Annotated in this window: 23 protein-coding genes, 1 tRNA gene, 1 pseudogene and 1 riboswitch; of the genes and pseudogenes, 13 read left to right on the top strand and 12 right to left on the bottom strand. The window is 53.3% G+C overall.

Going from position 1 to position 25,998, the window contains the following annotated elements:
- Positions 1–709: 709 nt before the first annotated feature.
- Both rfbF and L5220_RS03475 read left to right on the top strand, forming a co-directional pair.
- Complete coding sequence (gene rfbF, locus L5220_RS03480) at positions 710–1,480, top strand: glucose-1-phosphate cytidylyltransferase (protein ID WP_499571621.1); 771 nt, start codon at positions 710–712, stop codon at positions 1,478–1,480.
- Between the two features lie 154 nt (positions 1,481–1,634).
- Positions 1,635–2,570 carry a glycosyltransferase family 2 protein gene (locus L5220_RS03475; RefSeq protein ID WP_499571619.1) on the top strand — a complete coding sequence of 312 codons (936 nt, stop codon included), beginning with the start codon at positions 1,635–1,637 and terminating at the stop codon, positions 2,568–2,570.
- Positions 2,571–2,604: 34 nt separating this feature from the next.
- On the opposite strand, the pseudogene L5220_RS03470 reads toward L5220_RS03475, so the two are convergent.
- From L5220_RS03470 to L5220_RS03455, 4 genes and pseudogenes are all read right to left on the bottom strand, one after another.
- Positions 2,605–3,006 (bottom strand): annotated as a pseudogene (locus tag L5220_RS03470) (transporter); the annotation flags it as partial.
- Positions 3,007–3,029: 23 nt separating this feature from the next.
- Positions 3,030–3,797 (bottom strand): ISL3 family transposase, encoded by a 768-nt coding sequence (locus tag L5220_RS03465; RefSeq protein WP_499571618.1) that lies wholly within the window; start codon positions 3,795–3,797, stop codon positions 3,030–3,032.
- Complete coding sequence (locus tag L5220_RS03460; protein ID WP_499571617.1) at positions 3,794–4,228, bottom strand: transposase family protein; 435 nt, start codon at positions 4,226–4,228, stop codon at positions 3,794–3,796. The genes L5220_RS03465 and L5220_RS03460 overlap by 4 nt, the downstream gene beginning before the upstream one ends.
- A 150-nt stretch (positions 4,229–4,378) precedes the next feature.
- Positions 4,379–5,734: an ArsB/NhaD family transporter gene (locus L5220_RS03455; RefSeq protein ID WP_499571616.1), complete on the bottom strand. Its 1,356-nt coding sequence runs from the start codon at positions 5,732–5,734 to the stop codon at positions 4,379–4,381.
- An 88-nt stretch (positions 5,735–5,822) separates the two neighbouring features.
- Positions 5,823–5,959: riboswitch (cyclic di-AMP (ydaO/yuaA leader) on the bottom strand.
- Between the two features lie 156 nt (positions 5,960–6,115).
- On the opposite strand from L5220_RS03455, the gene L5220_RS03450 reads away from it, so the two are divergent.
- The 3 genes from L5220_RS03450 to L5220_RS03440 all read left to right on the top strand — a co-directional run bounded on the left by L5220_RS03450 (position 6,116) and on the right by L5220_RS03440 (position 8,695).
- Positions 6,116–7,021: a bifunctional riboflavin kinase/FAD synthetase gene (locus tag L5220_RS03450; RefSeq protein WP_499571615.1), complete on the top strand. Its 906-nt coding sequence runs from the start codon at positions 6,116–6,118 to the stop codon at positions 7,019–7,021.
- A complete protein-coding gene (locus L5220_RS03445; RefSeq protein WP_099798593.1) occupies positions 7,014–7,922 on the top strand; it encodes an AAA family ATPase in 909 nt (302 codons plus the stop codon). The genes L5220_RS03450 and L5220_RS03445 overlap by 8 nt, the downstream gene beginning before the upstream one ends.
- A 140-nt stretch (positions 7,923–8,062) precedes the next feature.
- Positions 8,063–8,695: a response regulator gene (locus L5220_RS03440; protein WP_448526919.1), complete on the top strand. Its 633-nt coding sequence runs from the start codon at positions 8,063–8,065 to the stop codon at positions 8,693–8,695.
- A gap of 4 nt (positions 8,696–8,699) precedes the next feature.
- Here the strand turns inward: L5220_RS03440 and L5220_RS03435 are convergent.
- Positions 8,700–8,771, bottom strand: a tRNA-Asn gene (locus L5220_RS03435).
- 54 nt (positions 8,772–8,825) lie between these two features.
- Here L5220_RS03435 and L5220_RS03430 point away from each other — a divergent pair.
- Together L5220_RS03430 and L5220_RS03425 are read left to right on the top strand one after the other, a co-directional pair.
- Entirely contained in the window at positions 8,826–9,491 is a 666-nt protein-coding gene (locus L5220_RS03430) for a pseudouridine synthase (protein WP_499571614.1), read from the top strand.
- Positions 9,460–9,762: a DUF3493 domain-containing protein gene (locus L5220_RS03425; protein WP_448525277.1), complete on the top strand. Its 303-nt coding sequence runs from the start codon at positions 9,460–9,462 to the stop codon at positions 9,760–9,762. Before L5220_RS03430 ends, L5220_RS03425 begins: the two co-directional genes overlap by 32 nt.
- On the opposite strand, the gene prmC is transcribed toward L5220_RS03425, so the two are convergent.
- Positions 9,722–10,507, bottom strand: coding sequence for a peptide chain release factor N(5)-glutamine methyltransferase (gene prmC / locus L5220_RS03420; RefSeq protein ID WP_227517595.1), 786 nt, complete (start codon positions 10,505–10,507; stop codon positions 9,722–9,724). The two genes, L5220_RS03425 and prmC, sit on opposite strands and share 41 nt — an antisense overlap.
- 173 nt (positions 10,508–10,680) lie before the next feature.
- Between prmC and L5220_RS03415 the strand changes: the two genes are divergently transcribed.
- Positions 10,681–11,049, top strand: a complete 369-nt coding sequence (locus L5220_RS03415; RefSeq protein ID WP_499571613.1) for a hypothetical protein — start codon at positions 10,681–10,683, stop codon at positions 11,047–11,049.
- On the opposite strand, the gene L5220_RS03410 is transcribed toward L5220_RS03415, so the two are convergent.
- From L5220_RS03410 to L5220_RS03395, 4 genes are all read right to left on the bottom strand, one after another.
- Positions 11,046–11,984: a DMT family transporter gene (locus tag L5220_RS03410; RefSeq protein ID WP_499571612.1), complete on the bottom strand. Its 939-nt coding sequence runs from the start codon at positions 11,982–11,984 to the stop codon at positions 11,046–11,048. The genes L5220_RS03415 and L5220_RS03410 overlap by 4 nt on opposite strands.
- Positions 11,971–13,776, bottom strand: coding sequence for an aspartate kinase (locus L5220_RS03405; RefSeq protein WP_499571610.1), 1,806 nt, complete (start codon positions 13,774–13,776; stop codon positions 11,971–11,973). Before L5220_RS03405 ends, L5220_RS03410 begins: the two co-directional genes overlap by 14 nt.
- A 248-nt stretch (positions 13,777–14,024) precedes the next feature.
- Positions 14,025–15,260: an efflux RND transporter periplasmic adaptor subunit gene (locus tag L5220_RS03400; RefSeq protein ID WP_499571608.1), complete on the bottom strand. Its 1,236-nt coding sequence runs from the start codon at positions 15,258–15,260 to the stop codon at positions 14,025–14,027.
- A gap of 43 nt (positions 15,261–15,303) precedes the next feature.
- Complete coding sequence (locus L5220_RS03395) at positions 15,304–16,269, bottom strand: DNA polymerase III delta subunit-related protein (protein ID WP_499571606.1); 966 nt, start codon at positions 16,267–16,269, stop codon at positions 15,304–15,306.
- A gap of 137 nt (positions 16,270–16,406) precedes the next feature.
- Here L5220_RS03395 and leuD point away from each other — a divergent pair, with 137 nt between their 5' ends.
- From leuD to L5220_RS03370, 5 genes are all read left to right on the top strand, one after another.
- The gene (leuD, locus tag L5220_RS03390; RefSeq protein WP_499571604.1) at positions 16,407–17,075 is read left to right on the top strand and encodes a 3-isopropylmalate dehydratase small subunit; all 669 of its coding nucleotides are present in this window, start codon (positions 16,407–16,409) and stop codon (positions 17,073–17,075) included.
- A gap of 153 nt (positions 17,076–17,228) precedes the next feature.
- Positions 17,229–18,536, top strand: coding sequence for an RNA-guided endonuclease InsQ/TnpB family protein (locus tag L5220_RS03385; protein ID WP_499571602.1), 1,308 nt, complete (start codon positions 17,229–17,231; stop codon positions 18,534–18,536).
- Between the two features lie 73 nt (positions 18,537–18,609).
- Entirely contained in the window at positions 18,610–19,611 is a 1,002-nt protein-coding gene (locus L5220_RS03380) for a cysteine hydrolase family protein (RefSeq protein ID WP_499571600.1), read from the top strand.
- A 56-nt stretch (positions 19,612–19,667) separates the two neighbouring features.
- Positions 19,668–22,832, top strand: a complete 3,165-nt coding sequence (locus tag L5220_RS03375; protein WP_499571598.1) for an efflux RND transporter permease subunit — start codon at positions 19,668–19,670, stop codon at positions 22,830–22,832.
- A 90-nt stretch (positions 22,833–22,922) separates the two neighbouring features.
- A complete protein-coding gene (locus tag L5220_RS03370; protein ID WP_499571595.1) occupies positions 22,923–23,987 on the top strand; it encodes a hypothetical protein in 1,065 nt (354 codons plus the stop codon).
- Here L5220_RS03370 and L5220_RS03365 read toward each other — a convergent pair.
- Together L5220_RS03365 and L5220_RS03360 are read right to left on the bottom strand one after the other, a co-directional pair.
- Positions 23,940–24,821, bottom strand: coding sequence for an SDR family oxidoreductase (locus L5220_RS03365; protein WP_499571593.1), 882 nt, complete (start codon positions 24,819–24,821; stop codon positions 23,940–23,942). The genes L5220_RS03370 and L5220_RS03365 overlap by 48 nt on opposite strands.
- A gap of 6 nt (positions 24,822–24,827) precedes the next feature.
- On the bottom strand, positions 24,828–25,688 hold the full coding sequence (locus L5220_RS03360; protein ID WP_499571591.1) for an acyl-CoA desaturase: 861 nt from the start codon (positions 25,686–25,688) through the stop codon (positions 24,828–24,830).
- Positions 25,689–25,998 lie beyond the last annotated feature (310 nt).

The following is a 25,998-nucleotide window of genomic DNA, read 5'->3' as shown; positions in this document are numbered from 1 at the left end:
AGTTAGTACTGTATATCTTGAGAACACTATGCTAGGTGCCTATGTTCAGACAGCCTTAAGACAGCCTTATTATCCTAGGCCAACATTCCAAAGTCTGCAAGCCTGTTGTGAGGTCATGATAGACCACATTTCATGATAGACCACATGTACGTAAGCTTTTAGGAATCCTAGTTTTGCTGAATGTGGCTATGAATTGACCTCATCCCCAACCCTTCTCCCTAGGGAGAAGGGAGCTAAGAGTCGTGTTCCCTCTCCTTTGGGAGAGGACTAGGGTGAGGGCGGCAAAAGACTCAAACCCGAAAATCATACGTCTATTCAGCAACGCCGGAATCCTATCTGTGGTGCAAGTATCAATATTGGGTGATGCAAGCAACCCAACCTTGGTAAACTTTGCTTTACGCGAGAAGAGCCGAAAACTATTGTCAAAAAATGCCGAGTAGCCGCCTAGTGCAAGGGAGTGAGTACCAATGCCAGACACTCGGCAAGTCGTTGCGAGACTCGGTATTGATGGCGGCAACGTCCGCTTGTGTACTTCGTAAAAAAGCGTGTGCGAGTGGCGTAATTACAGAGTCGTCGAACTTGTGGTCAGGTGGTGTCTATAAGGTCGCCGTTAGTTGCTAGAGTATGTTTGATGAAAGCTTACGGAGCACCCTATCCGCTAACGCGCCGGTACATACCAAGTTTTCCCGCCCAAGTCTCTAGTAACATCATGAAAGCAGTCATTCTTGCAGGTGGTTATGGTACTCGCTTATCCGAGGAAACACTCGTCAAACCTAAACCCATGGTTGAAATCGGTGGCAAACCTATCCTTTGGCATATCATTAAGCTTTACTCAGCCCATGGTGTGAACGAGTTCATCATCTGCTGCGGGTACAAAGGTTATGTCATCAAAGAGTATTTTGCCAATTACTTTTTACATATGTCTGACGTAACTTTCGATATGCGGCATAACCGTATGGATGTGCATGAACGCCGAGCTGAGCCATGGCGAGTTACACTGGTAGATACTGGTGAAGATACATTGACAGGAGGGCGGTTGAAACGAGTCGAGGCATACGTCAAAGATGAAGAGTGCTTTTGCCTAACGTATGGTGACGGATTAGCAGACATCAATATTACCGATGAGATTGCCTTTCACCGCGCCCATGGTAAACTAGCAACCGTTGTTGCAGTGCAGCCCCCCGGGCGCTATGGTGCCCTTGATATTAGGAGGGACACCGTTCAGGGTTTCTTAGAAAAACCTCGTGGTGATGGTGGCTGGATTAACGGCGGCTTTTTTGTCCTGAGTCCGGACGTTTTCAAGTATATCGAGGGAGATCAAACAAGCTGGGAAGGTGAGCCGCTGAGAACGCTGGCTACCGATGGGCAACTCATGGCCTATGAGCATCGCGGCTTTTGGCAGCCTATGGATACCCTGCGTGACAAACACTTACTAGAAGAACTTTGGCAATCAGGTAACGCACCGTGGAAAGTATGGTAATGTACTCATTAAAATTGCGGGAGCACGTACTAATCAATGATTGCGCTGACTTCAAGRAAAATASCCCTGCCACTATATCTTAGGTCATCACCTTTTGCCGGCTTTTAGCACTTTCTAGTATCCTATGTGTACTCAACAAGGTTAAGTAATCACTATGAACAGCAATGTAATTCAGCCCCAAGTAAGCATTGGTATGCCTGTATATAACGGAGAAAATTACATCTGTGAGGCGCTCGATTCATTATTAGCTCAAACATTTACGGATTTTGAGTTAATCATTTCAGATAATGCTTCCACTGATAATACCGAGCAGATATGCAAAACATATGCAGCTTGCGACAACAGAATTCGCTATATTCGACAAAAGGAAAATATCGGTGCAACAAATAACTTCCGATTCGTGCTAGAACAAGCAAAGGGTGATTACTTCATGTGGGCAGCACATGATGATTTGTGGTCTCCGAATTGGCTGGAGTCTTTAGTTAATCTTGCTACAACAAATAAATCTGCAGCATTTGGGGTCGCCAATTACATAGGTGAAAATGGTCAGCCTGTTTGGCATTTAGGAGCAGGAACTCCCCTAACATTTTTAAGTTTGAATTTAAGTATTCTGAGAAGACTTCTTTATTTTGTTTTTCCTGTAACCAATTCAAAAGATTGTGTATTTTATGGCTTGTATCCGAAAAGTTCAATGATTTCATTAGAAGTATTTGAATACTTTTTTGGAGGTAAAGAATATCCTGATGTCGTTGGCGATGTTGTAGTCTACATAATACTAAAAAATATAAAGATTATGATTGCAGCTAATGCAATTTTCAAAAAGAGACTTCACCCAAAGAGTGGAACAAGTGAAGCTATAGCTGCTTTAAATAAACAAAAAACATCGATTAACAAAAATTTATTTACCAGATTTTACAATCTTATTCACTATTCTTTTACGTTTCCATGTTATTTTGATTACGCTCGATATTCTTCACTTTTTGAAGTTGTCTTGCTTAGCATACTATACCCAGTAGCAGCTTTACAGATATCAATTGCTCTGATTTCTGATTTCTATCATCAAAAAGTCTTAAATAAGAAAATCATTTAATCTCATCGCGGCCATGATTTGGAAAAGTACTCAGCTAGCTGCGAGGCCAAATTAAAAATCGAACCGTGAGAAATAGGGCTGAGACCCCCAGTCGCAGTGCTGTAATGGGAACGCCATAGCGCAAAAACGTCTTAAAGCTAATACGTCGTCCATGGAGTTCGGCAACACCTGCCCCAACAATATTGGCAGAGGCACCCACCAGTGTCGCATTTCCCCCTAGGGTAGCGCCCAGCATCATGGCATAAAACAGCGGTAAAACTGTACTGGGAACATCGCCACCATAGCCAAGGTGGAGAATTTCGCTACCAGCTAAGCCAACCTCAACCACGTACTTTTTCAGTAAGGGTACCATGGCCACCACTAGGGGAATATTGGGAATGACACTGGACACAATCCCCATTGCAAACAACAGCAACAGTGAGCCGAAAAAAATATTTGGCTCTATCGTCCGAGTTATGCTTAATCAATAGCTAAATGCCAGCAAATTAAGCAACGTAACTGAAAATTGTCAAAGTTCCTGAACCCATAACCTGACCGCTTGATCAGCTTCAATTTATTGTTAATACCTTCGACAACACCACTATTTGTGTGATTATCAAAATAGGCGGTGACTTCACCAAACCACCGACAAATTGTTCTTACGCTCTCTTGAAAAGAGTCCTGAGCTTGAGCTAACCAATCGAGCAATTGAAAGGTTCCATCTTTCCAATCTTTTGCTGGCTCAAAGATGGCTCTAAACGATTCCTTTTCCTGATGCATTCGAGCCAGACTTGGCACTACTTCTCGAATTTCTTCCAGTTTTGCTTTTTGCTTCTGAGTTAGATTTTCCTCCGGCTTGAGTAACGCATATTTACTTTGTTTGAGCGCGGCTGCAATCTGGGCTTTCTTGACTTCATTTACCGTCTTCGCTTTACAAATACTTTGTCGAGCCTTATCCAATTCCTGATTCACAATTTTTATAACATGAAATCGGTCGGCAACCACCGTAGCATTAGGTAGAAGTTTATGAACCAAACTTTTATAGTTTCCAGACAGGTCAATGCTCACCTCAATAATTTGATTGAGTACTGCTGCTCCCCATGCCTCAAGCACTTGCCTCACATCTTCCTGCTTGCGAGAAGGGGCAAGGGGAATTCGCCGCTCTAAATCGACCAAAACAACTATGTAATCTCCTTGTCCTTTACCTAAGGAAATCTCATCTATACCTAATCGTTTTACTGAACTCACATCGACGTTGATTTTTTTTTACTGACATACTGTACCATTGACCATACTTCTTCATCAGTGAGACCATTTGAAATTGCAACATTATGAATGTCGCTGTGCAAAACCTGTTGCACGATTGCCTGAGCAAATCGATCCGTTTGCTTGCGACGATTGCCGATGAAATCGAGCGTTTCACTGAATGGCTTACCACAAGTTCGACACTTAAACTGGCGACGATTGATCTTAAGAAATACGGTTCGTCCACTGATGCTTAAATCTCGCACTAGATACCAATGATTCTGGTGTAAATGACAACTTTTTTGTTGGCAACGTGGGCAAATCGCCTCGGTGGTCTTTGCTTCCACTATAAGAATCAATTCTCCCGCAACATCGGTATAATCTTCAACCTCAATTCTAGGTAGGTTGAGTAGATCAGTTAGAAGTAGCTGCATATCTCAGATTTCGTATAGCATGTTACATTAGCATACCAAGTCCGATAGACCCGCTTTTTCTTTACCTCTCTTTTTGAATTTCAACACTTCTGAGCCAGATACCTATACTTTATTAATCCCATCGCGGCCATGATTTGGAAAAGTACTCAGCTAGCTGCGAGGCCAAATTAAAAATCGAACCGTGAGAAATAGGGCTGAGACCCCCAGTTGCAGTGCTGTAATGGGAACGCCATAGCGCAAAAACGTCTTAAAGCTAATACGTCGTCCATGGAGTTCGGCAACACCTGCCCCAACAATATTGGCGGAGGCACCCACAAGTGTGGCATTTCCCCCTAGGGTAGCGCCCAGCATCATGGCATAAAACAGCGGTAAAACTGTACTGGGAACATCGCCACCATAGCCAAGGTGGAGAATTTCGCTACCAGCTAAGCCAACCTCAACCACGTACTTTTTCAGTAAGGGAACCATAGCCACCACTAGGGGAATATTGGGAATGACACTGGACACAATGCCCATCATAAACAACAGCAACAGTGACCCTAAAAAGATATTTTTACCAATCACAAACGCTAAGACTTGCGAAAGTTGGTCAATGATCCCCGTTTTCTCTAGCCCCCCAATCAACACAAATACACTCATGAAAAAGATGAGGGTTCCCCAATCCACATCGCGCAAAATGTGGGTTACCGTATCAATTTTGCTTTGATGGGCAAGGAGCAGGGCAAGTGCCGCCCCCATCAAGGCCACGGCTGGCGGTGACACCTTCACCAACGTGCCATCGCCAATGACAAAAAACACCAAGACAAAGAGGATAATCACTGAGCCAACCGCCAAGGTGCGGGGGTGATTAATCTGGGGATGGGGCAACTGATCAAGGCTCTTGAGTTCCTTGCGCCAAATTCGCCGAAACAATACCGGTAAGCACAAAACAATGACAGCGATCGCCAACACCCCCGCCACGCTCAGCCGCAGCAGATAATCCGTAAAGCTAAGGTTAATGGCATCCCCAACAATGTAGGTCGCTGGATCCCCCACTAAGGTGAGCAAGCCAGCACTGTTGGAAACAATAACCATTAAAATAATCAGCGGCACAAAATCCACCCCAACCTCCGCCGCCATTGGGGGTAACAGCGGCGCTAGCAGCATGACGGTGGTGGCATTGGGCAGCACCGCACAGATGGGGGTGGTGAGGGCAACAATGCCCAAGAGTAATCGCTTACCTTGTCCTCGGGCTAAAATCACCATTTGCGTGGCAATATAATCAAAAATCTTGGTAGGCTCAAACGCTCGCACCAAGACCATCACGCCAAAAAAAAGGGCAAGGGTGCCATGGCTGCGGCCAATGTAGCTAATGGCCTCTGAGAGGGTCATAATATTCAGAAAAACCAGCAGGATTGCCCCTAAAAAAGCCGCAATGGTGATATTGATCAATTCGGTCATGATCAGGGCGATCACGCCCAAAAAAATGAAACCTGCAACAAGGGGCTGCCAGTGTTGGATAAACATGTTCAATCCTAGCGAATTCAAGGGTTAAGGATTTCGGTCAACGCAGCGAAACCGAACCATGGAACACTGAGCAGTGATAAACAACAGCCAGTCTCCAACTGAGTGCCGACGAAGTTAGCTGACGGGCTAGGATTCAGTGGTATCCTGTCTCTGGCGAGAATGCGCCCCTATTCACTGGGTTCTCCGTTCTGAATCTTGAGGTTTCAGATTAGGCAAGCTTTAGATAAATTGCTGCTGAGTTTAGCACAGCCATTTCCGAGGATTCAAGAGAGGATTTTCTATGGTCAAAATTAAGGAGAACATAGCTAGTCTGTTAAGACTGCCACAATTTTGGCAAATGTGTCAAAATGTTTCCTGTGTCAACTAGTGTGCTGCTTACCCTTGCAAACCCCTACCGCGATCGCCCTCGGCAATTTTGATGGTGTCCATCGGGGGCATCAGCACGTCATCCATACCCTTATCGAGGCGGCACCCCCAGAGTGTTACCGCTCGATCATTACTTTTTCCCCCCATCCTCAAGCGTTTTTTACAGGGGAGGAGCGGCTACTGTTGACCCCTGCTGCTGAGAAACGCGCCCTGCTCAGCCAGTATGGCATTGAACAGGTGATTGTTTTACCCTTTACGCAGCAGTTGGCGCAGCTTTCGCCCTTAGAATTTATTGAGCAGATTTTGGTGCAGCAACTCCAGGCCAAGGTGCTCAGTGTTGGCTTTAATTTTGGGTTTGGGCGTGGGCGCTCTGGTACTGCTGAGGATTTGCGAACCCTCTGTGCCGCCTTTGGCATTCCTGTCCATGTTGTGCCCCCTTACTGTCATGGTGGCGATCGCGTCAGTAGTTCTGCCATCCGTGCCGCCCTAGCCACCGGGGATGTTGATCTTGCCCGCGAGCTATTGGGGCGACCCTATGCACTGACGGGAACTGTGATCTACGGCCACCAACTGGGTCGTCAACTGGGGTTTCCGACCGCTAATTTAGCTCTGCCGACCGATAAACTCTTGCCCCGCCATGGTGTTTATGCCTGCTGGGTCACAGCAGCCATCTTCCCTAGCCCCCAGTTAGGGGTGGTGAATATCGGTGTGCGTCCTACCGTAGATGGCCGAGCCGTGACCACGGAGGTTCATCTCCTGGATTGGTGCGGTAACCTCTACGGCCACGAGCTAACCCTACACCTTGAAGCCTTTATTCGCCCCGAAATGCAGTTTTCAACCTTAGCGGATCTGCAATCCCAAATTGTGCGGGACTGCTGCGAGGCCGCCACCCATCTACGGCGAGTTAAATCCTATGCGTGATCCCCTACAGCAATTGGTGACCAATCTGGGTCAAGTGATGGTGGGCAAGGAAACTGCTCTTGAATTAGTGCTGGTGGGCTTATTGGCGGCGGGGCACGTGCTGCTCGAAGATGTGCCTGGTGTCGGTAAAACGCTCTTGGCTAAAGCCTTGGCACGCTCCCTTGGCGGTTCCTTTCAGCGCATTCAAGCCACCCCTGATCTCCTGCCAACGGATTTATCGGGCACAAATATCTGGAACCCGAAAACCGCTGAATTTGAATTCCGTCCGGGGCCAGTCTTTTGCAACATTCTGCTGGCGGACGAAATCAACCGGGCTACACCGCGCACGCAGTCGGCCTTACTCGAGGTGATGGAAGAGTACCAAGTCACCATTGACGGGGTCACCTACCCGTTGCCCCAGCCCTTTTTTGTGATTGCCACCCAAAACCCGGTGGAGTACCAAGGTACGTTTCCGCTGCCTGAGGCACAGCTCGATCGCTTTGCCCTCTGTCTGAGCTTGGGGTACCCCACTGAAGAGGAAGAGCTACAAATGCTCCAGCGCCTGCGGGGAGGCTTAGATATAAACCAGCTTAGTCCCTGCTTAAGTCTCAGTGAGATTGAACAGTTGCGCCAGCAGGTTCTGCAGGTACGGGTTGAGCCGGTTGTGCAAAAGTACATTCTTAGCCTTGTCCGCAGCACTCGCCACAGCGATCGCATTACCCTAGGTGTTAGCCCCCGCGGCACCGTTATGCTCCAGCGCACGGCTCAAGCCTTGGCCTTTCTCTGTGATCGGGATTATGTTGTTCCTGATGATGTGAAACGCCTCGCCCCTCACGTTCTGGGACATCGTCTAATTACCACTGCTGGTCGCTCCAATTTAGGAGTTGTTGCCGAGTTACTGGACGCTGTGCCTGTGCCCTAGGAGAAGTGACAAGAGTGTTCTCTGTGAACATCTCGCAGTCTCTAAAACTGTCATCGTTGTTAAGTAGAGTTAAATAAACGACGAATGCTGCAGTTGGTTTCTGCATCCTTGGCGGCAAAATTTTGAAGGATTTTGAGATCATGAAACCCACCGTACTAATGACGCAAGCGGTTCAACGTCAGGGGGAAATTTGGCATAGTATTCTCAGTAGTCAAAACATCACGGTCATCTGGGAAAGCCTCGATGGTGACATTCTGGGCGTATTAGAGCAAATGGAAACCGCTGGTTTGACCCTGCCCAACTTGCTCTTGTTGGATCTAGGGATGACCGTAACCAATCCCTACCGGTTTTGTCAGGTTGCCCGGTCTCGCTTTCCATCGCTGCCGATTGTGATTACCGTGGGTCAAGAACGCCAAATTAGCAGTGCCGAACGCCGTTGGGCATTGCGCCTCGGTGCGACCGATCTACTCCCCGGCATTCAAGAGTCCACCCTGATTGCTACGGCGGTGTCCCACCTCACCCGTATTCTAGAGTTGCTGGATGCGCTGCCCATTCAGCAGGATGCCTTGATGGAGAGTTTGAGTCGCCTCTCAGCCCCCCTGCAATCYCCCCCCCCGCCAGCGCCGTCACCCACGGTCGAACCCGCTGCACCTGAACCGTCCCAAAGTATGCAGCAGTACCGCGGAGTTGGTACTGTTGCAGACACCAGCACCTTACCCAAAGGGGATGAAGATGGTCAGCGTCGCCGCCGTTATCGCGGCTCAAGCTATTAGGAAACTCCCCAGGCCGGATTCGAACCAGCGACCAATCGGTTAACAGCCGACCGCTCTACCACTGAGCTACTGAGGAATATCGACGATTCCTTACTATAGCCTAGCTAGAATCACTTGGCAAGCCCATGGTATGCTAGGGTTGCCACTGGAGGATCCCTTGGTCTATCGCTACGTCATCTTGAATAAGCCCTATCGGGTCTTGTGCCAATTTCAGGATGAACGGGGTCGGCAAACCCTCAAGGACTACGTCCCCATTCCCGATATTTATGCAGTGGGTCGCCTCGACTATGATAGCGAAGGCTTGGTGTTGCTCACGAACGATGGGCGCTTACAACACCGCCTGAGTGACCCCCGCTACCGCCATCCCCGAACTTACTGGGTACAGGTGGAAGGGCACCCTACGCCTGAGGCTCTGGAACACCTTCGCCAAGGGGTACTGATTCGAGGCGATCGCACCCTGCCGGCCACTGTTACGGTTCTACCTGAGGCTCCTGCTTTACCGCCACGGACGCCACCGATTCGGTTTCGCCGCTATATTCCTACGGCGTGGCTCAGCATCACCTTACGGGAAGGGCGTAATCGACAGGTGCGGCGCATGACTGCTGCTGTTGGCTTCCCCACGCTTCGTTTGGTGCGGGTTGCTCTTGGTTGCCTTGAACTGAACGATCTTGCACCCGGCTGCTGGCGGCATTTGACCCCCCAAGAGGTGACACACTTGCGACGGTTGTGCTCTTTAGAGCCTGTTCTCTATAAAATTTGTGATTATGACTCATTCCAAAGACCCTCAACAGGCTGATCTGCGGCAGCGGCTGCGCTCAGAAGCTCAGGCACCCTATCGCGGGCTGCGGCGCGTTTTTTATGGTCTTTTTGCCGCCTCAGGGCTCATGGGTGGCTTTATCCTTAGCCTGAAGTGGCTGGCAGGTACCGCTCCGGCAGATGTAGGTTGGAGTTTGGCGCTTCAGGTAGGGGTTGTTGCCGTGATGGTTGCCCTATGGCGATGGGATCAGCCGCGATCGCCCCAACGCTCTAGTGGCACTGTGCCACCAAAAATCGATCCACCCGATTGATATCAGGGCAGATGTGCACCTGTTGATAGGCACCGGTGGCCGTGGCGATCGCCCGTGCCGACTTCCCCTGCCCCGCCATGAGTTCTATAAAGAGCCACCCCTGGGGCAGCAAATACGCGGGGGCAGCTTGCACAAGGAGGCGCACCGCTGCCAGCCCGTCACTGCCGCCATCAAGGGCAAGGTGGGGCTCGTGGTACTGCACTTCCGGTTGCAGGCGGGCAATCATGGCCGTGGGAATATAGGGGGGGTTACTGATGATACCCTGTACCTGACCTTTGAGAGGGGCGATTGGCTCAAACCAACTCCCTTGGTGGCAGTGAATGCGATCGCCCAACCGGTAGCGCTGAATATTAATTTTTGCTACGGCTAGGGCAGCAGCACTGCGATCAACTGCATGAAGCTGGACTTGTGGCCATAGGCGCGCCAGTCCCAAGGCGATCGCCCCGCTACCGGTACCTAAATCCAGCCAGTGCCCCTGCTGTTGATGAACAGGAACCCAGCGGTCAACCCACTCCAGCAGTTCCTCGGTTTCTGGTCGCGGAATCAAGACACTAGGGGTCACTGTCAATTCCAGATCTCGCCAGTAGGCACATCCCAGAAGGTACTGCAGGGGCACCCGTTGTTGCCAGCGTTGTTGCCAGCGATAACTGAGTTCGGCAAGGGGCAGTCTTAAGGGTAGAGAAGGCTGGCTGCGGTAACTGTGCAGGGTCAGGTCGAGGGGGGTTAACTCACTGAACGCAAGCAAAAAGGTCTTCAATTCAGCTCGACCAGCGGCTTTTTCAGTCTCAGGAATGCACTGGCAGGCCCACTGCCACCACTCCCATAGGTGCTCACCACTAATGGAACATGATTGAGACTTGTTTTCTGAGGATACTCGTATCACAATAGCCCTAGATCATGCTGTGCCTTATATTCACTGTGGCAGATTTTCAGGATCAGCTTCAACGCCTCCAAGAGCAACTGCAAAAGGCGCAGGCGCGAGCCAATGAACTGCAAAACGCTATGCCAACTGCGGTACCGCCAGAGCCATCACCAGCAGTTGATCTGCCAGAATCGTCTGATTGGGCGGACGAGGTGGCTCGCATTGAGGCTAGGGTACGGGCGCAAACCTCGATCACGGATCTACAACAGCAATTAATTGAGGCCTTGCTGGAAAATCAGCGGTTACATTTGGCGCTGGAGCAGGAGCGTCAACATCATGCCCGCACCCGCCAAAGTCTGATTACTGCCTTGGGCGATGCCCTCGATACCCTCAAGCAACGGCGGCGATCGCCCAAGCCCCCCTAGGAATTGCTCCCAGACCCTATCCTCTGATAAGGCCATAGGGAGATGGTTAGCCCCATCAGGACAATTGCGCCACCGACAACCACCGATAGCGCCGGTACCTCCCCAAATAAGAGCAACGCAAATAAGCTGGCGGCGACGGGTTCTGCCAGCACAAGAAGCGTGACCCACGTGGGAGACAGCCACCGCACCCCCCAATTCAAGCTGGTGTGGCCAACTAGCTGCGGAATGAGTGCCAGCAGGACGATAGCCAGATACAGCGTTCTGGGCCAACCCGTGTAGGGGACCCCTAGCAGCAGTGGCATGGGCAGTAAGATCATGGCGGCAGTGGAATAGGCAATCAGTGCGTAGTGATGGATGTGCAGCCCAGTCGCTTGGGCACGCTGGCTCCACAGGAAGTATAGGCTGACCGCCCAAGCTGCCGCCAATGCTAACGCATTCCCCAGCAGGGGGTGGCTTGCGGCAGCACTGGTGGGTTCGCCCCAGCCAATCAGGGCACTGCCCATCAAGGCTATCCCCATGCCTAGCATCGTTCGGGGTTTTAGGGTTTGCTGCAACCAAACGTAACTGATGAGTGCTGACCAGATGGGGGTTGTGGTGACTAGGGTAGTGGAGGCCGCCACTGACGTGTAACTGAGGGAGGTAAACCAAAGGCTAAAATGAGCCGCCAACGCACCCCCCGCCAGCAATGCGTAGCGCAGGTTGCGATCGCTCAGGTCGGGCCACGGCCAGTAAAACAGTTGTGGGGACAGAAAAATAGCGGCCAAGGACAGCCGTCCCGCCGCCAGCAACATACTAAAGCCCACGGTGGTGCCAAAGGAGTCAGTGCTCAGCCCTTGGGTGCCCCAGCGCACTAGCACCGCTGCCGTAGAAACCGCCAGCACCCCCAAGGCTAGGATGAGGGCAATGCACCAGCGGGGTGGACTACTTGCCGACATTGGGAATGGGGATCGGTGTGTCGCCATCGAGGCCAAAGGCACTGTGAACCGCTTGCAGGGCGCGAACGCCATCGGTGGCCGCCACGACACAACTGACTCGAATTTCTGAGGTGGCAATCATCTGAATGTTGATGCTTTCCTGGGCAAGCGCCGCAAACATTTGGGCGGCAATGCCCGGACGGTGAATCATCCCCACGCCGACAATGCTGACCTTGGCGATCGCCCGATCCACTAACACCTCGGTGTAGCCTAGCTTGGGTTGCAGGTCTTGGAGTAAGGCTTCGGCGCGATCGGCATCTGCTGCTGCCACCGTAAAGGCAATATCCCGACTCATCACCCCTGCGAGGGATCGCGATCGCTGGGATTGAATGATCATGTCCACACTAATCCCCGCATCCGCAAGGCTCTGAAAGATAGCTGCTGCCATCCCAGGGCGATCGGGCACATCGCGAATAGCCAGCCGCGCCTGCTTTGCGTCAAGGGCAACCCCCCGTACCGGCGGTGCTGCCGTCGTCTGTTGGGGGCAGGCAGAGTCAGCCTCCACGCCAAAGGTTTGAGTCAGCACCGCAATGGCACGCCCCGCATCTGCTGCTGCCACCGTGCAACTCACATTCACTTCCGATGTGGAAATCATCTGGAGGTTAATGCCAGCAGCGGCTAAAGCCGAAAACATTTGCGCGGCCACCCCAGGGCGACCAATCATCCCTGCGCCGGTAATACTGACTTTGGCAATATCGCGATCCACAAGAACATCCGTTTCCTGCACCACTTGGTGGGGGTTCAACCGTGGATAAAAGGCCGTGGCCACGGCCTCTGCTTGGTTGAGTGCCGCCTTTTGCACGGTAAAGGCAATATCGTTGGTTTGCCCTTCGTGGATCGATTGAATAATCAAGTCCACATCAAGGTTTTGGCGGGCCAATTCACCAAAGAGCTGGGCGGCCACCCCGGGGCGATCCGCCACCCGTAGCAGCGCCACTTTGGCTTGATCCGTATCCAAGGCCACCCCATCCACCGGCTTGCCTAGTTCTAGGTTTTCAACCGGACGGGGCGATCGCCGGGGTGCAACGACCCGTGTTCCCGGATCGTCACTCCAACTGGAGCGCACAACCAGATCAACGCCGTAATTGCGAGCAATTTCCACCGCCCGTGGATGCAACACCTTTGCCCCTAGGCTCGCCAACTCCAGCATCTCATCGCAGGTAATTTCGGCCATCAGTTGGGCAGTGGGTACCAGCCGTGGATCCGTGGTTAAAATGCCCGGCACATCGGTATAAATCTCGCAACAATCCGCTCGCAGGGCAGCCGCCAAGGCCACAGCCGACGTGTCAGAGCCTCCGCGACCAAGGGTCGTGACCTCAAAATCTGCATCGGCAGTAATCCCCTGAAAACCTGCCACCACAACTACTTGGCCATCCTTGAGGTGCCGCTCAAGGCGTTGGGTTTCGATGTGCAGAATGCGGGCACGGGTATGGGCGGGTTCAGTGACAATCCCCACCTGTGCCCCCGTCAACGAAATCGCCGCTTCCCCAAGGGCATGGAGCGCCATGGTCAATAGGGCAATCGAGACCTGCTCTCCCGTTGACAGCAGCATATCCATTTCCCGCTGACTGGGGTGGGGGGTAATGGCTCGCGCCAGTTGCACAAGACTGTCGGTGGTTCTGCCCATCGCGGAGACCACCACCACCACCTGATGCCCCGCTGCCACCGTTGCCTGCACCCGCTGTGCTACGGCTTGGATACGCTCTACACTACCGACGGAGGTGCCGCCGTACTTTTGTACAATGAGTCCCATGCCTGTGCTGAAACAATGCTTTCGCTATCTTAGTCTAGCGATGGGGTCAATGTCCGTTTGGGCAGCGTCAGTGGGGCACTGCTCAATCGTTCCTTGACGATGAGCAGATAGAGGCAAGGTATGTTCTGCTGTGCATGAGCTATGCCCAGTCTAATTGCACAATTCTGCCTGAACAAGAGCCATCACTGTTGGCTTAATGCCCCGCTGGGATCGGCATCGCACTTTAGCGATCCTGCGATGTCCTTTTCCTAGCGTTGGGACAGAATACTGGGTCGAATTTTATCCCCGTCTTGAAGCGGGCGACTTGATCGCACCACGTAGCGATCGCCCACCTCTAGCCCCTCTAGAATTTCTACGGTTCCCTGTCGCCGCTGTCCCAGCCGGACATCCCGCTCAACGGCGCGATCGCCCATAACCACAAAAACAGTGCCTTGTCGTGCGGACAGTCGCCCCTCCTCTGCCCCTGCTAAGGCTGACTGGGGAATCAATAGCCGTGGGGGATTGACCGAGCCAAGGGTCACCCGAGCCAACAAGCCACTGCCAAGGCGTTCATCGCCATTATCGATCAGAATTTCCACAGGGGTCAGCCGTGCATCAGCCGCTGGGGAAATACGGCTAATACGACCGTTGTAGGTGCGATTGGGAACCGCATCAAAGGTCAAGGTAGCCTTTTGGCCTAGGGCAAGCCGCCCCAGTTCCTGCTCTGAAACCTCGACAACCACTTTCAACTGCTTGAGATCCCCTAAACGCAGTACCTCTCCCCCCGGTTGCAGCAGGTTACCGACTTCTGTGAGCCGTTCTAAGACAACGCCATTGAGGGGCGATTTCATCAGGGCATAGCTGAGGCGCGCCCGAGCTTGTTGAACAAAGGCCGCCTGAGCTTGGACTCGCCCTTGTGCGACGGCTACCCCTTGCTGTGCGGTGACCACTTCCGCTTGGCGAGAGCGCAACACCTGCCGTGCGGTTTGGGCGGTTGTGCGTGCTTGTTCTGCCGCTTGGGCAGAGACCGCCCCATCTTGGCGGAGGGTTTCAAGGCGTTGGGCATCACTTTCTGCCTGTTGCAGGATGAGTCGCGCTTCTTCGACGGCCGTGCGAGCACTGTTGACAGCCGCTTGGGCTTGAATGACCTCATTGCGACGGGCAGCCAACTCTGCTTCGGCTTCAAAAACAGCAGTTTTGAGGACAATCGGATCCACCTCTGCCAACACTTGCCCCGCCCTGACGCGATCGCCCACGTCAACGCCAAGGCGAACCACTTGGCCTTCAACTTGGGAGCGCACCATAACCTCACGGTAGGGACGGGTAGTTCCAGTTAGAGTGGTGTCGCTCTCTAATTGCCCCAACTGCGCAACTGCCACATCAACCGCCACCCCCTCCCTCTCTGGCCGTGCCACCGCAGGCGCATCTAAGCGGTTCATTGCCGACTGACACCCGCCAAGGAGAACCCCCACTGCGATCGCCCCCGTCAGCCGTTGCCCAATCATTAAAATATTCCCCCCGACACTGCACATTTTTGACCCCAGCCTATCACAGTGCCCTGAGCTGCATCAGCAGGACTTCCCACACTAAGCGCGGTTGGACGTACTGCTGCAAATACTGCTGTGCCTGCTCGAGATGCCGCAGAGCGCTCATCGCCGCCGCCCAGTTACCCTGTTGCGAGTAAACGCGCCAACACTGCTGCTGCATCAGACTCAGCAGCCACACTTGGCGTTCCACCTCAAGCATTTGGCTCAGGTCACGAGCCAGCTCAAGACATTGACGCAGCGGCATGGGACAGGTCAGTTGGTGCCCTAGGGTGCGGAAGGCTTCGGGGATCTGCTGCCACGTCTGCCATGCGTGTAGCACGGCTCCCGGGGAACCAGCGCCAAGGTGCCACAGTTCTGGGGTCACCTCTTGCCAAAAACTGGCGGGAGCCACCCGCTGCAGAACGGTTTCTAAGTCAGTGCGGCGCAAGGGGGTAAAGGGAATTTTTTGGCAGCGCGAGACGATGGTATTGAGCACAGAGGCTTCACTCGGGGTAATCAGAATCAGGGTTGCCCGACCCGGCTCTTCGAGGGTTTTTAGCAAGGCATTGGCAGCCGCTTCGTTTAGGGTTTGCGCCTGTTCAATGACCACTAGCGATCGCGGGGCATGCATGGGAGGTTGACTCAGCACCCGACTTAGATGACGTATCTGCTCAAGACGAATCTGGGCGGTGCCCCGGGGAATATCTTTACCCGCCGCCATCAATTGGGCGCGGGTGTAAAGCGTCCCTTGGTGGCTGTAGGTGGGCTCAACCCAGAGCACATCAGGATGGTTGGTCAGCGAGGCGATCGCCGACGGCTGCTGCCCCAAAAGGATCTGTAGAAAGTGGCGGGCTGTGAGGGCGCGGCCCACCCCTTCAGCCCCCACGAATAGATAGGCCGGAGCCAACCGCTGGCGCTGCACCGCATAGCTCAGCAACTCTACGGCTGTCGGCTGGCCAATGACCCCTGCAAACCATGCCTCACTCATGCCTGACCTTGAACGTCCCTTAGCAACTGCGTGTATTGACATCCAAAACTCAGCGCTAGCTAGTTTACTATTTAGTAACCTACCCCCAGTTAAAGCTGGGGGCTTTTAGTAGCCCTGCAACTGGTGAACTAACCCCTATGAGTAACATCCAGCGTATTACAGGCCGTGGCTTGCCCCTGCGCGGCAACGACATTGATACCGATCGCATCATTCCGGCACGCTTTCTCCGCTGTGTCACCTTTGATGGCTTAGGTGCCCACGTCTTTGCTGACGATCGCCACGCTGCCAATGGACAGCATCCCTTCGATGCCCCCCAGTATCAAGGGGCACGCCTACTGGTGGTGAATGCTAATTTTGGCTGTGGCTCAAGTCGCGAACACGCCCCCCAAGCGATCGCCCGCTGGGGAATTCAAGCCTTGATTGGCGAAAGCTTTGCCGAAATTTTTGCCGGTAACTGCTTAGCGATGGGAGTGCCCTGCGTCACCGCCGCACCCGAGGCAATTCAACGGCTACAAACGCTGCTAGAGACGGCACCGAGTACAGAATTGGTGTTGAACCTTGAGAATCTGACGCTCAGTGGTGCGGACTTGACCCTAGAGGTGAGTATGCCAGACAGTACCCGCCAAATGCTGCTCTCTGGCCAATGGGATGCCTGCGGCCAACTGCTTGCTAACCTCACCCAGATTCACCAAGTGGCAGCTCAATTGCCCTATCTAGCTTATAGAAACCGGAGGGTTCGGGAACCGGATAAAACCTCGCTCGTTCCCGACGGGGATACAGAACGGTTCCCGCGCCTACGGCAGTAGGCAGAATCAGTCTTGACATTCTTCTCCAGACAAAGTGATGTCCTGACTGATACGTGCAATGACGAGTCGATTTTAGCTGCATGCCATCTTCTCTCATACGGTTGCTATTCACGTAAATCGGCATCTATAATAACTGCATGCCATCTTAACCCAATGATGTTTTTAGCCGTCCAAAAAGATGTTTTTCAACCTGACAAGCAGCTTGCTCAGTTGCTTACTGAGTTAGCGCGTCTTGCCAACAATCTCTACAACCAAGGCGTGTATGAGTCTCGGCAATACTTCTTTGAGCAAGGACGGAAACCGTTCAAGGTTCTGAAGTATGTCAACCTCTGCGCAAAACTGAAGGAGAGTGAAAACGGGAAGCTGTTACATTCTCAGGCTGCACAGCAAGTGTTGAAATCTGTGAATGAGGCGTTCAAAAGCTTCAAATCACTCTCAAAACTGTTCAAACTGGGGCAGTTCGACCATGAACCAAAATTGCCGCGATACCGCACCAAAGGCAGGTTGTATCAAGTCGTATTCACGGGGCAATCCCTGAAAGTAGAGAAAGGCTTGATTCGAGTTCCTTTGGGCAACGGTGGAAAAGCTGCAGTTGGAAGAGATGCGTTCTACATCCCGTTACCAGAACGATTAAAGGATGTGCAGATCCGAGAACTGCGATTCATTCCGACGAATGGGCAGTGGGTTGTTGAGTATGTTCACTTCACGATGGACAAGACTGCTCAATGCTGCAAATTGTGTCCCGAGAACGTTTTAGCGCTTGACCCAGGCCTGAATAACCTCTTGACCGGCGTGACAAATACTGGACTTGCCTTTGTGCTGGATGGTAGAGGGTTGAAATCTCGAAACCAATGGTTCAATAAGCAGGTTGCCAAATTCAAATCGATTCTGACTCATGGCAAGTCATCCATGAAGGGCGCGACCTCGAAGCGAATCCAACTTAATACCCATAAGCGAAATTGCTACGTGCGAGACTACATCAACAAAGCAGCACGGTGGGTCGTCAACTTCTGCTTGGAAAACGACATCGATACGATCATCTACGGTCGAAACAACGGGCAGAAAGATGAAATCAATTTGGGTGCAAAAATGAATCAGGAGTTCGTGCAAATTCCGCACTACAAGCTGTTTGGACGAATTAAGCAGCTTTGTTTAATTTTCGGGATTCGATTAGTCGAAACCGAAGAATCGTATACGTCTCAAGCCTCGTTTTTTGATAATGACTTCTTGCCTACGTTCGGCGAAAAACCTGAAGGGTGGAAGGCATCAGGAAAACGAATTCTTAGAGGGCTGTACCGAACTGCTCAAGGATGGCTCATCAATGCAGACTGTAATGGAGTCTGCAATATCATGAGAAAGGTAAGCACAAAGCTCAATATCGAGTTGAGTGGAGTGTGTAGAGGGGCTGTGGCAGCCCCTTCTAAGGTCAAGTTAGGGCAGATTGGTTTTGCTCTAGCCTAACTTAGAGAAGCCTCGCCGTTCCACGGCGGGGAGTGTCACCTAAAATTACTGGCAGCGAGTCGTTGATGCAGTGATGCTGCCCATCCCCGATTTTTTTAGTCCCGAGAGGGTAGCCACGGTGTGGCGTGTGCCCTACCAAGAGCGTGCTGCCCAAGCCAAAGCATGGGCACACAAGTATCAGATTCCGCCCGCTAGCGACGATCGTGAGCGCATCGGGCTATTGCTTATTGATGTACAAAACACCTTTTGCCTGCCAGACTTTGAGCTATACGTGGCCGGTGCTGAGGCCGATAACCAACGGCTGTGTCGATTTATCTACCAGCACCTTGCCCACCTCAGCGAAATTATTGTGACCCTAGATACCCACACTGCCCAGCAAATTTTCCATCCACTGTTTTGGGTCAACCCCGCTGGGGAGCATCCCCCCCCACTGACAACCATCACCGTTGAGGACGTGCAGGAGCACCGCTGGCAACCCAATCTCAGACTGTATCACTCTTGTCTGCCGCAGAGTTCAACAGACTTAATGGCTTATGCCCAGTACTACGTTTCCCAGCTAAGTGCTGGTGGTAAGTTTCCCTTAACTATTTGGCCATACCACTCGATGTTGGGAGGAATTGGCCACGCCTTGGTATCGGCCATTGAAGAAGCCTGCTTTTTCCATACCATTGCGCGGCAGCAGCAAACGCGCATCGAACTCAAGGGCACTCATCCGCTGACGGAGCACTACTCTGTTTTTCGCCCAGAAGTGATGACCGATCCCCAAGGTGAGGCGATCGCCAAGGCTAATACGGCGCTGATTGACCACCTGTTGGGGTTTGATCGGCTCTTTATTGCTGGGCAAGCCAAAAGTCACTGTGTGGCTTGGACTGTCGCAGATCTGCTGGCGGCGATTCGTCAGCGCGACCCCCACCTAGCGCAAAAGATTTACTTATTGGAAGATGCCACCTCGCCAGTGGTTGTGCCCGGAGTAGTGGATTTTACCGAGACCGCCAACACCGCCTTTAGCCAGTTTGCTGCTGCTGGGATGCACCGAGTGACCACGGAGCAGCCTAGCCTGCCTATGATAGCCTAAGAAACCATCTGTTACAGTAGCCATGTCTAAGCAGTAACTTGTTACCTGAATCAGGTATGAACTCCCCACGGTTTAGTTTTAGCGGTCTGGCCGTTACCCGTCATATTGGCACCCTAATGCTCACGTTGACCGTCATTGTCTTGGCGGTCTTTATAGTAATGCGGTTACAAGTGGACTTGCTACCCAGCATTACCTATCCGCGGATTGGCGTGCGTTTGGATAGTCCGGGGGTGGTGCCCAATGTTGCGGTTGAGGAGATCACCAAACCCCTTGAAGAAGCCCTGAGCCGCACTGAGGGGGTAGTGCAAGTCTATTCCCAGACCCGCGAAGGCCAAGTCAGTATTGACCTTTTTTTTGAGCCGGGGGGCGATGTCGATCAAGCTCTTAACGAGGCAACTGCTGCCTTTAACCGCGCCCGCAGTACGTTGCCTGATGTCATTGAGTCGCCGCGACTGTTTAAGTTTGACCCCTCCCAACTGCCGGTCTATGAGTTTGCCCTCACCTCCGCGGAACTCAGTGGCCGTGAGCTACGGGTCTTTGCCGATGAAGACCTAGATCGCGAGTTAAGTATCGTTCCTGGGGTGGCGGGGGTGGATATCTCTGGGGGAACCACCGAGGAAGTACGGATTTTGGTGGATTTAGAGCGATTGCAGACCACAGGGGTGGGCTTAAACCAACTTTTGACTGCCTTGGGCGATCGCAATCAGGATGTGTCGGGGGGTCGGATTCGCGGCAGTGAGTCGGAACCCTTAACCCGCACGGTGGGACGATTTCGCACGGCCAGTGACATTGAAGAGGTCATCCTCACTGGTCATCAGGGGCAGCGAGTCTATCTGCGGGATGTAGCGCAGGTAATCGATGGGAGTGCCGAGCAGCGGGTGTTTGTCACCCTCAACGGTCAACCCGCCGTCAAGGTGAGTATCCTCAAGCAACCGGATGCCAATACGGTGGAAGTAGCCGATGGCATTAAACGCCGTTTAGCAGCGTTACAAGCTGCAAATTTGGTGCCTGCGGGTACCCACATCGTCCCTGTCTTGGATGAATCGGTGTATATCCGCAACTCCCTCAACAATGTGGCCACAGCGGGGATGACCGGAACCCTGTTGGCGGCGATCGCCGTCCTGCTGTTCCTTGGCTCGGTACGGCAAACCTTAATCATTGTCTTGGCCATTCCCCTTTCGACCATGGCGGCCATGCTCCTGATGGGAGTGTTTGGCTTTTCCCTCAATGTCTTTAGCTTGGGGGGTCTGGCACTAGGGGTGGGGATTGTAGTCGATAACGCCATTGTGATGCTGGAAACGCTCACGGATATTAACCCGCAGCAGATGAGCCAAGAGCAATATCTTGAAGAGGTGAAGCGGCGCAGTCGGGGGATTGAATCGGCGTTGTTAGCCTCCACATTGACGAACCTAGTTGCCATCCTGCCCTTTCTATTGTTGGGTGGGCTTGTGGCTCTGCTCTTTAACGAGCTGATCCTCACCATTAGCTTTGCGGTGGCAGCGTCTTTAGTGGTGGCACTCACGGTTGTGCCAGCCTTAGCCTCGCGGCTACTGGGGCTGCGGGTTCAAAATCAGTTGCGTCAAGTGGCACCTATCCGCGTGTTTAACGCCAAGTTCCTTTGGTTGACAGCCCAGTACGAGCGAGCATTGGTGCGGGTATTGCGGGGGCGTTGGCTCGTCGTTGGCGGGGCGATCGCCCTGTTGGGGGGTGGCAGTTGGCTATTGGCACAACACATCCCCCAAGAACTGCTGCCGCGCATCAACACGGGGCAAGTGAACCTCACCGCCATCTTTCCCCCAGGAACCCCCTTACCCACGAGTCGCCGCATCATGCAGGCAGTGGATCAGCTTCTCCTAGAGCAGCCCGGAACCCAAGATGTGTTCACCACTACAGGGGGGGCGCTCTTTGGCACCACCACCATTGCCAATCCCCTGCGCAGCTCCAGCACTATTATTCTCAAGCCCGGGGTGAGTGTCGATCGCTATATTACGACAGCCACCCAAGCCCTAGAGCAACTGAATCTCGTGGGGGTACGACTGCGCCTGAGTCCGGGGCAGGTGCGGGGGATTATCCTCACGAACTCGCCAGTGCGCGGTGCCGATGTGGATGTTATGCTACGGGGCAGCGATGAGGCCACGTTGAATCGCTTTGGCCGCCAAGTGTTGCAAGCCCTCGATGAAAAAGCCACCTTGGTGCGCTTTCGCCCCGATGCCGACCCGCGCCAACCAGAAATTCAAATTTTACCGGACTGGGAGCGCGCCAGCGAACTCAACTTAAATACCCTCAATCTGGGGCAAACGATTCAGACGGCGCTTGAGGGCTTTGTGCCTACCCGGCTGCAGCGGGGCGATCGCCTCGTGGATATTCGCGTTCAACTGGATAGCGATAGCATTGAGCACCCCGAAGACCTGAGGCAGATTCCCCTATTCACGGACAATAACCGTCCCGTGCGCCTAGGGGAGGTTGCCCGCATTGAGGCCAGCCAAGCCCCCGGCGAAATCCGCCGCATTAACCAGCAGCAGGTCTTTATGATTGCCGGTAACTTGGTGGAAGGGGCACGTTTAAGCGCGGCTCTAGCCCAAGTACAGGAGATTCTCAATAGCCTTGATTTTCCGGCGGGAGTGTCTCTCATGCCCAGTACGGCGGCAGCGGCCAATCAACAACTGCAACAGGCGCTGGTGGTGCTGGGCAGCTTAGCGGCATTTCTTGTCTTTGTGGTGATGGCCGTCCAGTACAATTCCCTGTTGGATCCGCTGGTGATTATGTTGACGATTCCCTTAGCGTTGGCCGGGGGGATCTGGGGGCTATACCTGACCCAGACCGCCATTGGTGCAACGGTGATTGTGGGTGCCATTTTGTTGGTGGGGATTGTGGTCAATAACGCCATCATCATGGTGGAATTAGCCAATGAGATTTATGTGCAAGAGGGCGGCAGCCGCACCCAAGCCATCCTCAAGGCAGCCCCTGCGCGCCTCCGACCCATTATGATGACCACCATTACCACCGTGGTAGGGATGTTTCCCTTGGCTTTGGGGTTAGGGGAAGGTTCAGAATTCCTACAACCCCTTGGCATTGTTGTATTTTCAGGATTGGCGGTGGCCACCGTGCTAACGCTCTTTTTAATTCCCTGCTTTTACGTGATTTTGCATAGCTTTGAGCGATCGCCAAGGGTTCCGGTACCCATTGACGGGATTCCCCCCGAAGAGCTGCGGGAACGATGATCGTGCTGGGGGCAGCAACAAACGCTAAGGTGGGTAGTAGCTCTCGCCAGGCAGCGCAAGGACTCTATGCGCTTTGATTATGATCTTGTCATGGTTGCGGCCAGCCCCGTCGCCCTTGAGGTTGCCTATCGGTATGCCCCTGTTGGCCGCATTGGCCTAGTACTGCCGCCCCCAGAGGCTCAGTGGCAGTGGCAATGGCAACGCTGGTGGTTGTCTGTGGCTCCACCCTCTCGTTTAGATGCGGCCAGTTGGCAACGATTTCAGGGCATGGTTCAGCAGGGACAGCGCCTCTATGCGCCAACGGTCTTGAACCTAGCAGGGATAGATGTCCTCAGCGGCACCGGTAAGTTTGTCTGGCAGCCCCAGTGTCATTTCCAAATTGAACAGGATAGGCTGTACGCACGGGGCTATCTTTTGGTGGATGCGCTACCTGCTATGCTCCCCACCATGCCGGTTATGCAGGGCACGGGGGTCGAGATTGCTGAGGCTCTGGCTTGGCAATCGTGGTCTGGGGACTGTTCCCATCAAGCGTGGCACGTCGGTGGCGATCGCCTCGTTCCCACCGAAGACCCGTGGTTTAACGATCGCCTGCAGGCGGCCTTAGAAGCCCTAGGGATCACGGTTCAGCTGCAGTGTGGCAGATCTACACCACGGCTCCCCCCCGCCCTCGCTCCCCTCAACCTTGAGCCCCTCAACACCGATCGCCATGGCTGGTTGCTGCTAAATCGTTACGGGCGCACCAGTCACCCACAAATTTACGCCTGTGGTGCGTGGCACAAGGGGTACACCTTACCGTCGTTGACGGCCGCCGAAGCGGGGGCGATCGCCGCCAACCTGCTGTTGGGGCACCCGTCTCCCCTTGAGTACCGCTGTCAGCCGTGGTGGCTGCCGATTCCGACCCCCCTAGCACGGGTGGGATGGAACCACCGCCAAGCGCAGCGACAATGGGGGCCAACCGTACAGGTACAGACCATTCACTACCCCGCTGACGACCCCAATTGGGGAGAGATGATCCTAGGGAGCAACGGCAAACTTCTGGGGGTGACCCTCCAAGGCACCGCAGCGATTGCCGCCAGTCGCGTTTTTGGCCTGTGCCTCCAGCAGGGGTTAAGCGCCATGGCCAGCTTGGAGTACGCTGGCTGGAGTATCCCGTAAAATAGCCGCCAGCCCTTCGCGGTACGAGGGGTAGCGCAACCTGACGCCCAGCACTTGCTTGATTTTGTCATTGCGCACCCGCCGCGACTCCTGCCAAAAGGAGAGCGCCATCGGGCTAAGATCAGCTTGGGCGAGGGGAATTGCCGCAGGCGCAGGACGACCCAACAGACGGTAGGCTTCTAGCAGCACCGGCAGGGATTCCGACGGCTGATCATCGCTGAGGTTATAGATCGTGTGGGGGGTGGGGAACTCTAGCGATCGCTCTAGGGTTTGGACAATATCATCCACATGAATACGGCAAAAGTAGTGGCCGGGCTTATCAATAAGCTGCACCTTCCCCTCAAGGATGCGACTAATGGCATTACGGCCGGCGCCTGGGCCATAAATTCCGGGGAGCCGGAAAATATGCGTCGGCAGATCCGCGTTGAGAAATGCCTGCTCAATGGCGACCCGCTGGCGCGATCGCGGGTTCTGGGGGTTCACCGGCGTCGTTTCATCCACCCACTTCCCTTGGCAATCGCCATAGACCCCCGTTGTTGAGAGATAACCAAACCACACCAATCCCTGACGTTCTAAGCGTGGCAGCAGCCTCTTGAGAACTGCATCCTCACCTTGGCGATCCGGGGGAATACTAGACAGAACATGGGTCACCCCCTCTAACGCTGCCGGATCAAGGGGAGTTCGCTCACCATCGAAGGGGTAGCAGGGCACATCCGCCAGTTCCGGTGGCCTTACCCCAGTACGATTGGTCACAACCACCTCAACCCCCCTAGAGCGGAGCGATCGCCCCAGCCGCGCTCCCGTATAGCCACAGCCGAGAATCAGCAGCCGCATCCTTGCTTACTCCTGCGAGGGAGTCGCTGGTGCCTCCACCAAACGAACCTTGGTTGCCAAGCCCAACGCCTGCAATAGACGAATAGTTAACCACGTCAGATCAATTTCCCACCACTGCAAGCCATGGCGAGCAGAGTACTGGTAAGCGTGGTGATTATTGTGCCAGCCTTCGCCAAAGGTGAGCAAGGCAACCCACCAGCAGTTTGTGGAGTAATCAGAGGTCTCAAACGTGCGGTAACCAAAGGTATGGGTGGCACTATTCACCAACCATGTTGTGTGATACACCGTAACCAAACGCACAAAAATCCCCCACACCACAAACGGCCAGCCGCCCCATAGGTAGAGTACCACAGCCAGAACCAATTGAATTGGCAGGAAATATTTATCTAAGAACTGATACACCGGGTCGTCGGCAATATCCTTGGTGAAGCGAGGAATTTCTGCTTCTGCTGGCACTTGGCGAAACATCCACTCAATGTGGCTCCACCAAAAGCCTTTACGGGAATCGTGGTGATCGTTAGGCTGATCGGAGTAGAGGTGATGATGGCGGTGTAAGCCCACCCACCAGATGGGTCCCCCTTCCATTGAGAGCGTTCCGCAAAACACCAAGACGTACTCAAGCCATTTGGGAACTTGAAAGCTGCGGTGGGTTACCAACCGATGCCAACCCAGGGTAATACCAATCCCAGCGGTTAGCCAATGCAAAACAAAGGCCAGCAGCACCGCCGACCAACTAAACATCCCGGGCACAAAGGCCAGCAACGCACCCAGATGGACAAAAATAATAAAGGAGGCGGTAGGCCATGCAAAAGGCGGTTTAGCAACGGTTGCTTGGGTCATGAATTTTTCCGTAAACACTGTAGCCATTACACGTGTCACCCCCATCCAGCCTTAGGCACCAGAGAGGACACGACTACCATCAGACTTTAACATAGGCGGTTCCCACTAAGTATCTTTGCTTAGGAGGCGATGCGGACAGCTTGGGCAGGCGTTGCTAAATAGTTGCCAAATAGTTGCTAAATAGATGTATAACTTTCGGGTTTGAGTCTTTTGCCGCCCTCACCCTAGCCCTCTCCCAAAGGAGAGGGAACAAGACTCTTAGCTCCCTTCTCCCTGGGGAGAAGGGTTGGGGATGAGGGCAATTCATAGCCACATTCAGCAACACCCTTGGGCACTT

Source organism: Synechococcus sp. PCC 6716, assembly GCF_022570815.1.
Lineage (GTDB): Bacteria > Cyanobacteriota > Cyanobacteriia > Thermosynechococcales > Thermosynechococcaceae > Thermosynechococcus > Thermosynechococcus lividus.
The sequence above is the reverse complement of the archived record's forward strand: the minus strand, read 5'-3'. Positions and strand labels throughout refer to the sequence as shown.